The organism is Arsukibacterium sp., assembly GCF_036735525.1.
Classification (GTDB): Bacteria; Pseudomonadota; Gammaproteobacteria; order Enterobacterales; family Alteromonadaceae; genus Alishewanella.
In genome coordinates this window covers 1-7,810 of record NZ_DAINOE010000106.1, presented here as the reverse complement: position 1 = coordinate 7,810, position 7,810 = coordinate 1, and the positions used below count along the sequence as shown (strand labels likewise).

At 47.8% G+C, this 7,810-nt stretch carries 6 protein-coding genes and 1 pseudogene; 4 read left to right on the top strand and 3 right to left on the bottom strand.

From position 1 onward, the window contains the following. A pseudogene (locus V7D78_RS15130) lies at positions 1-467 on the bottom strand (hypothetical protein); the annotation flags it as partial. Between the two features lie 107 nt (positions 468-574). Here V7D78_RS15130 and V7D78_RS15125 point away from each other — a divergent pair. Then, positions 575-1,888 carry a hemolysin family protein gene (locus V7D78_RS15125; protein ID WP_333609292.1) on the top strand — a complete coding sequence of 438 codons (1,314 nt, stop codon included), beginning with the start codon at positions 575-577 and terminating at the stop codon, positions 1,886-1,888. A 26-nt stretch (positions 1,889-1,914) separates the two neighbouring features. Here V7D78_RS15125 and V7D78_RS15120 read toward each other — a convergent pair whose 3' ends face one another. Further along, positions 1,915-2,532, bottom strand: coding sequence for a DUF5610 domain-containing protein (locus tag V7D78_RS15120; RefSeq protein ID WP_333609291.1), 618 nt, complete (start codon positions 2,530-2,532; stop codon positions 1,915-1,917). 195 nt (positions 2,533-2,727) lie between these two features. Further along, the gene (locus V7D78_RS15115; protein ID WP_333609290.1) at positions 2,728-4,086 is read right to left on the bottom strand and encodes an MFS transporter; all 1,359 of its coding nucleotides are present in this window, start codon (positions 4,084-4,086) and stop codon (positions 2,728-2,730) included. Between the two features lie 260 nt (positions 4,087-4,346). Between V7D78_RS15115 and V7D78_RS15110 the strand changes: the two genes are divergently transcribed. From V7D78_RS15110 to V7D78_RS15100, 3 genes are all read left to right on the top strand, one after another. Further along, positions 4,347-5,390, top strand: a complete 1,044-nt coding sequence (locus V7D78_RS15110; protein WP_333609289.1) for an SDR family oxidoreductase — start codon at positions 4,347-4,349, stop codon at positions 5,388-5,390. Positions 5,391-5,427: 37 nt separating this feature from the next. Next, entirely contained in the window at positions 5,428-6,720 is a 1,293-nt protein-coding gene (gene tviB, locus V7D78_RS15105; protein WP_333609288.1) for a Vi polysaccharide biosynthesis UDP-N-acetylglucosamine C-6 dehydrogenase TviB, read from the top strand. 270 nt (positions 6,721-6,990) lie between these two features. After that, on the top strand, positions 6,991-7,810 hold an 820-nt coding region (locus V7D78_RS15100; RefSeq protein WP_333609287.1), incomplete at its 3' end, for a hypothetical protein.

Here is a 7,810-nt window from a genome sequence, read left to right as displayed (position 1 = left end):
GCTTTTAAAATAGCTTCGGTAATCTGTTGGCGGCCTAACAAAATGTCTAATTCTGTGGCATAAATTTCTGCAAGGGTGTCATTGTCATCAGTTTGTTCAGCAAGGGCGAGCAAGCGGGCAAGAGAGTCATCAACCAGTTGCTCATTTCGGTCAAACCTTGCATCAGTGGCTATGTAACTTAGTAAGCGAGCTTTACTGGAAAGGGGGGTAGTAGGGGATATCGAGTCGTGAAGCTTTTGCAGTAACGCCTTTGCTGCCTCGCTATCAGTTTGCATTAGTCTGACATACTGGTCTAATTGCTGCTCATAGTTAATTTCCGCAAAGGCATAACTGCTTACAGTTAGTATGAAGCAAAAAAATAACGTAGCGATTTTTTTGAACCCTTGCAGAAAAACCATGAATAACATCTCGTCTAAATGATATACCAACCCTAGCGCATTATGCCTAAAAAATATACGTGAAAACATGTCCAGTTACTATGTATGATTGAATAATTTCAGTTGCTTAGCATTCACTGTCATAAAAAACCGTTATACTGCTGATTACTAGATGCCAACGGATACTGCGTTTTACCATGACAACTCTGGAATATTTATTGCTGATGTTATTGTTGGTTGCTGCCAGCTCGTTTTTTTCGGTGTCAGAAATTGCGCTGGCCGCATCACGAAAAATGCGGCTGCGGATGCTGGCAACAGAAGGCGATAGCCGCGCTGAAAAAGTACTGATGTTGCAGGATAACCCGGGTAACTTTTTTACCGTGGTGCAGATTGGTTTAAATGCAGTAGCCATTTTAGGTGGCATTTTGGGTGAGTCAGCCTTTACCCCTTATTTTGCTGAGCTGTTAAGCCTGGTTTGGGATGGCAGTTGGATCCCGGCCGTGGCCTTTGGTTTATCAGTGTTTTTTGTCACGTCACTGTTTATTTTGTTTGCCGATTTGATGCCCAAGCGGCTGGCGATGATTTCACCAGAAAATATCGCGGTGCGTATCGTCAGCCCGATGTTGTGGTTGTTAATGCTGCTAAAACCCCTGGTCTGGCTGTTTAACGGCCTGGCCAATTTGTTTTTTAGCTGGTTTAAAGTGCCGACCATGCGTAAAGACGATATTACCCCTGAAGATATTATGGCGATGATGGATGCCGGTGCTCAGGCGGGTGTGTTGCAGCAACATGAGCATCAGCTGCTGGAAAACGTGTTTGATATGGAATCACGCACTGTCACCTCGGCCATGACACCCCGCGAGGGCGTGATTTTTTTTACCAGCAGCGAAGGGCAAGACAGCATAAAAGCGAAAATTGCTGAGCACCCGCATGCTAAATTTATTGTCTGTGACGAGGTGCTAGACCGGGTGGTGGGCTATGTCGACACCCGCGATATTTTAATGCAGGTGTTGCATAACCAGCCTATTTCATTAAAAAAAGAGGGCGTAGTTCGTCCGCCGTTAATGATCCCCGATACCTTGTCGCTATACGAAGTGCTGGCGCATTTTAAATCCAGTGGCGTCGATTTTGCCATCATCATGAACGAGTACGCGATGGTGGTGGGCATTATTACCCTTAAAGATGTAATGAGCATTGTCATGGGCGAGCTGGTGAGCTCAGAAGAAGAGCAAATCGTAAAACGTGATCATAACTCCTGGCTGGTAGAGGGCTTAACCCCGCTGGCCGATGTGATGCGGGTGCTGGATATCGACAATTTTCCAAATCCACAGGCCTATGAAACCATCGCCGGTTTTATGATGTACAGTCTGAAAAAAATACCGAAACGCACCGATTTTGTGCTGCACAGTGGCTACAAATTTGAAGTGGTTGACATTGACAGCTACAAAATTGACCAGCTATTGGTTACCCGTATAGAGCAGGTTGCTTCGCTGCCCAGTGAATTAAGTTAGCGCTTTAAATAGCATTACGAGCCAGTTCACGCTGGCTCGTTGCTGCCCTCAGCGGCTATTTGGCTTATTTCCAGCATTCTTTCGCGAAAAACCGCAATACCCTGCATTACCAGCTGATAGGTTTTATCGACACCGCTTTCCACTTCGCCTTCATATACCTGCAGGCCTTTTAAAATATCCTTGGCATCGGCAAAGCCTTTTTCGATACCACCACCTATTACCTTTAAAAAACTATCCAGGGTGTCTTCTTCCGTTTTACCCGGGTTCAGCTCTTTGTAGCGGCCATAAAAATTAGTGGCAAAGGCGACAATGCGCTCAGCAGTGGCTTCAGGCGAGGTGTCGATGCCGGAGTCATAAATTTTTTGCGCGGCGTTTTCACCAAAAATGGGCTCGAGTTCTTTATTAATACCTGCGAGCGCCGTTTTATACAGCAGACTTAACGAATTGTTGTTGCTGCTAATCGACACCTTTTCATTGGCAGCCAGGATGGCCGCATTTTGTGCCTGTTTCGCTTTAGCGGCCTGGCTGATGGCATTGCCGCTAGTCGCAGCATCAGGGCGGTTTAATGCCGAATTGCTGTTGGCTTTTGCTTGCGCAGTGCTGTTTGCTACCGGCGGCGTGTTGTTGCTCGGAGTAATGGCCATTGTGCTCACCTTATGCTGTTAAATAAACGCTGGCTTAACGATTAACAATAAAGCATAGCAGTACAGCAGATCGCCAGCTTAGATATAATTATGCTTAACTGAGTTATCGGCAAGGGAGGGCAATACTTTAGCGCTTAGCATGAAAAATGCCCCCCTGGCTTTAGAAGGGGGCAAAATTTAATTTAAGTGGTGGTGTTAACCTGGGTGCTGGTGCTCAGCTGCCGTCTGTGTCGGGGTGCCTGGCTGCGCCATGCCTCTGTTTTCGTGGCGCCATAGCAATAACGCAAAAATCAGACCAGTAACGGCTAAGCCAGTGTAAAACCACATGCCCGGGGCATAGCCAGCGATATTGTCTGCACTGGCTTGGTTCATATCGTTTAAAAAACCAATGACAGGCGGCACTATAGCCCAACCAAACTGTTGGCATAAGGTCATAGTGGCGTAAGCCGTACCAAGACGTCTGGGGTCAACGGTGTAAGCCACTGAGGGCCACATTGCTGCCGGTACCAGCGAAAACACACAGCCAAGCAGTAACATAATCAGTAATAACGTAAGGGGTATGGCACTGCCAAATACCATAACAGGCTCACCCGCCGGAAGGTAAGTGACAGCCAAAAATAGTGGCAGCATCATTACACAGCCGATGGTCATAAAGAGTCCACGCTTGCCTACTTTATCAATCAACAAGCCAAACAGCGGTGTGGCAATAATAGCGGATACCATCATCATACTGTTAAGCATGCCCGCGGCTTCACGCGCCAAACCATGTGCTTCCTGAAAATACATGATGGCGAAAGTACGAAACGGGAAAATAGTTGAGTAAAACACCACGCACAAGGCCACAATAAACCAGTAACGTTGGCCAAACAAAAATAACTCTTTGAACTTAAGTTTGTCTGTTTGCTCAGGGATACCCAGGCTAAAGCGACCTTCGCAGCGTTTTTCCTGAAGCCAGTACAGCATGGCTGCAGTGACAGAAATACCAGCAAAGGCGGTGGCTAACCATAATGGGTCTTGCCAATTAGTGTATAAAGGGCTGGCAAAACTGGTAGACCAATCTGCTGAGGCCGAGCCCAGGCGTGATAATGACAAATTTATGCCAAAAGCAAAGCTTAATTCTTTACCTTTAAACCACTTAGCCAATACTGTTGTGGCAGCCACTATTAATGGCTCAGAGCCAAGACCAAGCAGTAAACGACCACTGGCCATGACTTCATAGCGTGGGCTTAGTGCGGTAACAATTGCGCCCAACAAGCAAATACTGCCAAAGAGTAACAGCGCACGTTTTGTGCCGTAACGGTCAATAATAATGCCGCCAATTAACAAAGCGCAAATAGCACCAATGTTGTATATCGAAATTAAAAAACCCGTTTGCTTGTTACTGTATCCCAGATCGTTTTGCAGCAAATCCAGTACCGGACCCAACGAATCATAAACATAGTAATTGCCAAACATGGCCAGGCTAACAAAAAGTAGCACAAGCCAGCGATGAAATGGCGTTGGTTGCGGTAACTGGGCCGGGTTGGCCAAATTGTTATAAGAGGGTTGAGGCATAAGTTAGGCTCATAGTTATTGTTATTATGTCGCAGGCTCACTCTAACCGAGCATAGCAGCCGGTGCAATATACAGCGCAGAGCTAACTGCGTCATTGATAGTGTGCCAGTTGCTTTGCTGCATAATAAATCAGCGGGAAACGTATTTTGCTATAGGTATTCAGGCTTTTTTCGCGTTATGATAAACATAATTAAGCTGCAGGGACCGCCGCAGTCAGCGTTACGCAATAGCGACTTTACATTGCGCATAAGGATATCGACATGGACATTTATCATTATCAAAGCAGCCAATTTGGTGCGACGCCGGCCCGCTGGCTGGTAACAGGCTGTGCTGGCTTTATTGGCTCTCATCTGCTGGAAGCTTTGCTAAAAGCGGATCAATTTGTTGTTGGGCTGGATAATTTCGCCACCGGTTATCAACGTAACCTAGATCAGGTGCAGGCCCTGGTGAGCCCGGCACAATGGCAACGCTTTAGTTTTATTCAGGGCGATATCCGCAACCCTGAGCATTGCCAGCAAGCCTGCGAAGGTGTTGATTATGTGCTGCATCAGGCAGCATTGGGCTCAGTTCCCCGTTCACTGGCCGATCCGGCTACCACTAATGCGGTAAATATCAGCGGCTTTTTAAACATGCTGCTGGCTGCCCGGGATGCCTCAGTAAAACGCTTTGTTTACGCCGCTTCCAGTTCTACCTATGGCGATCATCCGGCGCTACCGAAAGTAGAGCAGCACATAGGCAAGCCATTATCACCCTATGCCATCACTAAATATGTCAATGAGTTATATGCTGATGTGTTTTCCAGCAGCTATGGCTTTCATAGTATTGGCTTGCGTTATTTTAATGTCTTTGGGCCAAGACAAGATCCGGCGGGCGCCTATGCCGCAGTCATCCCGAAATGGACAGCTGCGATGATTGCCAATCAAGCCGTAGCTATTAACGGCGACGGTGAAACCAGCCGCGATTTTTGTTTTGTTGCCAATGCGGTGCAAGCCAACCTGAAGGCCGCGCTGGCGCCGCTGACACAGAGTGAAGTGGTTAATGTTGCCCTGGGTGACAGAACCACGCTTAATCAATTATATGCGGCCATTGCAGATAAGCTGGCGGCTAATGGCGTGCATTATAGCCTGGCCCCGCAATATAAAGATTTCAGAGCCGGAGATGTACGACACTCGCAAGCCGATATCAGTAAAGCCGGGCCGCTGATTGGCTATCAGCCAGAGTATCGAATCGACGCCGGCCTGGCGCTGGCCATGCCCTGGTACATTGCCAATAACCAGACTGCCAATGCTGCCAGTAACAGCTGACCACAAATTAAAGCTAAGATGAAAAGGAATTCGTAACATGCATCAAGCACATACACTGCAATTAACTGACACTAAGCTGGCCATTATCGGTTTAGGCTATGTTGGGCTGCCGCTGGCGGTGGAATTTGGCAAACATTATCCGACCCTGGGGTTTGATATCAATCAGGCGCGGGTAACCGAACTTTTGGGGGGTAACGATCATACTCTGGAAGTCAGCTCAGCCGAACTCGCTGAGGCCAAACAGCTGAGTTTCAGCCATCAGTTAACCGATCTCGCCAGTGCTAATGTCTATATTGTCACGGTACCCACGCCAATAGATCAGCACCGGCGGCCTGATCTAACGCCGCTGATCCGGGCGTCAGAAACCCTTGGCAAAGTAGTGAAACAAGGCGACATTGTTATTTTTGAATCCACGGTATACCCGGGCGCCACAGAAGAAGACTGTATACCCGTTATCGAGCGGGTATCGGGCCTGAAGTACAATATTGATTTTTATGCCGGTTACAGCCCGGAGCGGATTAACCCGGGTGACAAAGAGCACCGCGTCACCACCATTAAAAAAGTCACCTCGGGTTCAACTCCCGCTATAGCCGATTTTGTTGATAGCCTGTACGGCAGCATTATTACTGCCGGCACTTATAAAGCCAGCAGCATCCGGGTTGCTGAAGCCGCTAAAGTCATTGAAAACACCCAGCGCGACTTAAATATTGCCTTAATCAACGAATTAGCGGTGATCTTCAATAAACTGGGCATAGACACGGAAGAGGTGTTGCTCGCAGCGGGTACCAAATGGAACTTTCTACCCTTCAGGCCCGGCCTGGTAGGAGGCCATTGCATTGGTGTCGACCCTTATTATTTAACACACAAAGCACAGTCTATTGGCTATCACCCTGAAGTGATCTTAGCCGGCCGGCGCATTAACGACAGCATGGGAAGCTATGTGGTTAGCCAGCTGGTCAAGGCCATGATTTCCCGCAATATTCACGTTACCGGAGCCCGGGCGCTGGTAATGGGGTTAACCTTTAAAGAAAACTGCCCTGATATCCGCAATACTAAGGTGGTCGACATTTTAAGTGAACTGTCAGAATATGGCATCAACGCGGATGTGTACGATCCTTGGGTCGACCCTGCTCAGGCTCAGCATGAATACGACATCACCCCCATCGACAGCCTGCAGGCTGGCCAATACGATGTTATTATCCTGGCAGTTGCTCACCAGCAGTTCCGACAAATCGGCGCCGCCGGCATTCGCGCCCTGGGCAAAACCAGCAGCGTAATTTACGATCTCAAATACCTGCTCAACGCCAGCGACTCCGATCTACGCCTGTAACCCTTCCCCCGAGCCCCCCAGGGCAACAAAACCTCGGGGGTCAGGCCTTGCTTTTTGCATCTGTTAACAACTTTGTTGTTTAACGCAAAATGCAAGGCCTGACCCTAGCGTGTTTTTGCGGATAATTAGTCAATAAAATACTGCTTAGGAAAATTTTTCATAAAATATATGGTATTTATTTTTATTTATTATAAAAATAATAAATCTTAAATTTGACTTTTTGAATCATTATATTTAACTTCAAGTTAATACGGATGACTTGGAGTTAATATGAAAACTTTTAGTCCTGTTCTGGGTATTATTGCCTCGAGCGCTATGCTTAATACTTTGCCGGTACTAAGTGCTGATCAGACGCCGTTAACTGATAAAACGATTTCACCTGCTTGTATACCCTTTGCCGACTTAGTCACGGCAACGAATTGTGGAGAACCGCCAGAGGCGACAGTGCCGGCAATTCCTGCCAATTTGAGTGCAGTGTTATCTGCCAGTAATATCAGCACCAGTTGGTCTGCGGTATCCGGTGCCAGCTCTTATCGGATCAGGCAAAGAGTTAACGGTAGCTGGCAGCCAGAAATGAATACCGGAAGCTTGCGGCAGCGTGCTTTTTCCGTTGCAGCGGGGTCACGTTATCAATATCAGGTGCGGGCATGCACCGTTGCAAATACCTGCTCGTTCTGGTCAACGGCGACTGCTGAAATCCTTGTCGGCCCGACAGCACCTCCCCCAGTTGTTACTGTGCCCGTTGCCCCTGCTGGATTACGTGCGACCCTGGGCTCAAACACCATTTCAACCAGCTGGGAGGCGGTGCTTGGCGCCAGCAGCTATCGTATCCGGCAAAGTGTTAACGGTGTCTGGCAGGTAGAAATTAATAAAGGCACCGTCCGTCAACATCAATTTGGTGCTATTTCCGCAGCCAACCATTATGGCTATCAGGTGCGTGCCTGTAATGCCTCCGGTCAATGTTCTGACTGGTCACCCAAACTGAATATCAATACCAGCGCCACCATAATTTATGTGCATACGGATCTGCTTGGAAGCGTTATTGCGGAAAGTAACGCAGCAGGCCAGTTAATTAAAAAAACTGAATACA

Bases quoted from the DNA above. Each gene is read 5' to 3' on its own strand.
- tviB (WP_333609288.1), top strand. From the start codon at position 5,428: ATGCATCAAGCACATACACTGCAATTAACTGACACTAAGCTGGCCATT.
- V7D78_RS15115 (WP_333609290.1), bottom strand. From the start codon at position 4,086: ATGCCTCAACCCTCTTATAACAATTTGGCCAACCCGGCCCAGTTACCG.
- V7D78_RS15110 (WP_333609289.1), top strand. From the start codon at position 4,347: ATGGACATTTATCATTATCAAAGCAGCCAATTTGGTGCGACGCCGGCC.
- V7D78_RS15125 (WP_333609292.1), top strand. From the start codon at position 575: ATGACAACTCTGGAATATTTATTGCTGATGTTATTGTTGGTTGCTGCC.
- V7D78_RS15120 (WP_333609291.1), bottom strand. From the start codon at position 2,532: ATGGCCATTACTCCGAGCAACAACACGCCGCCGGTAGCAAACAGCACT.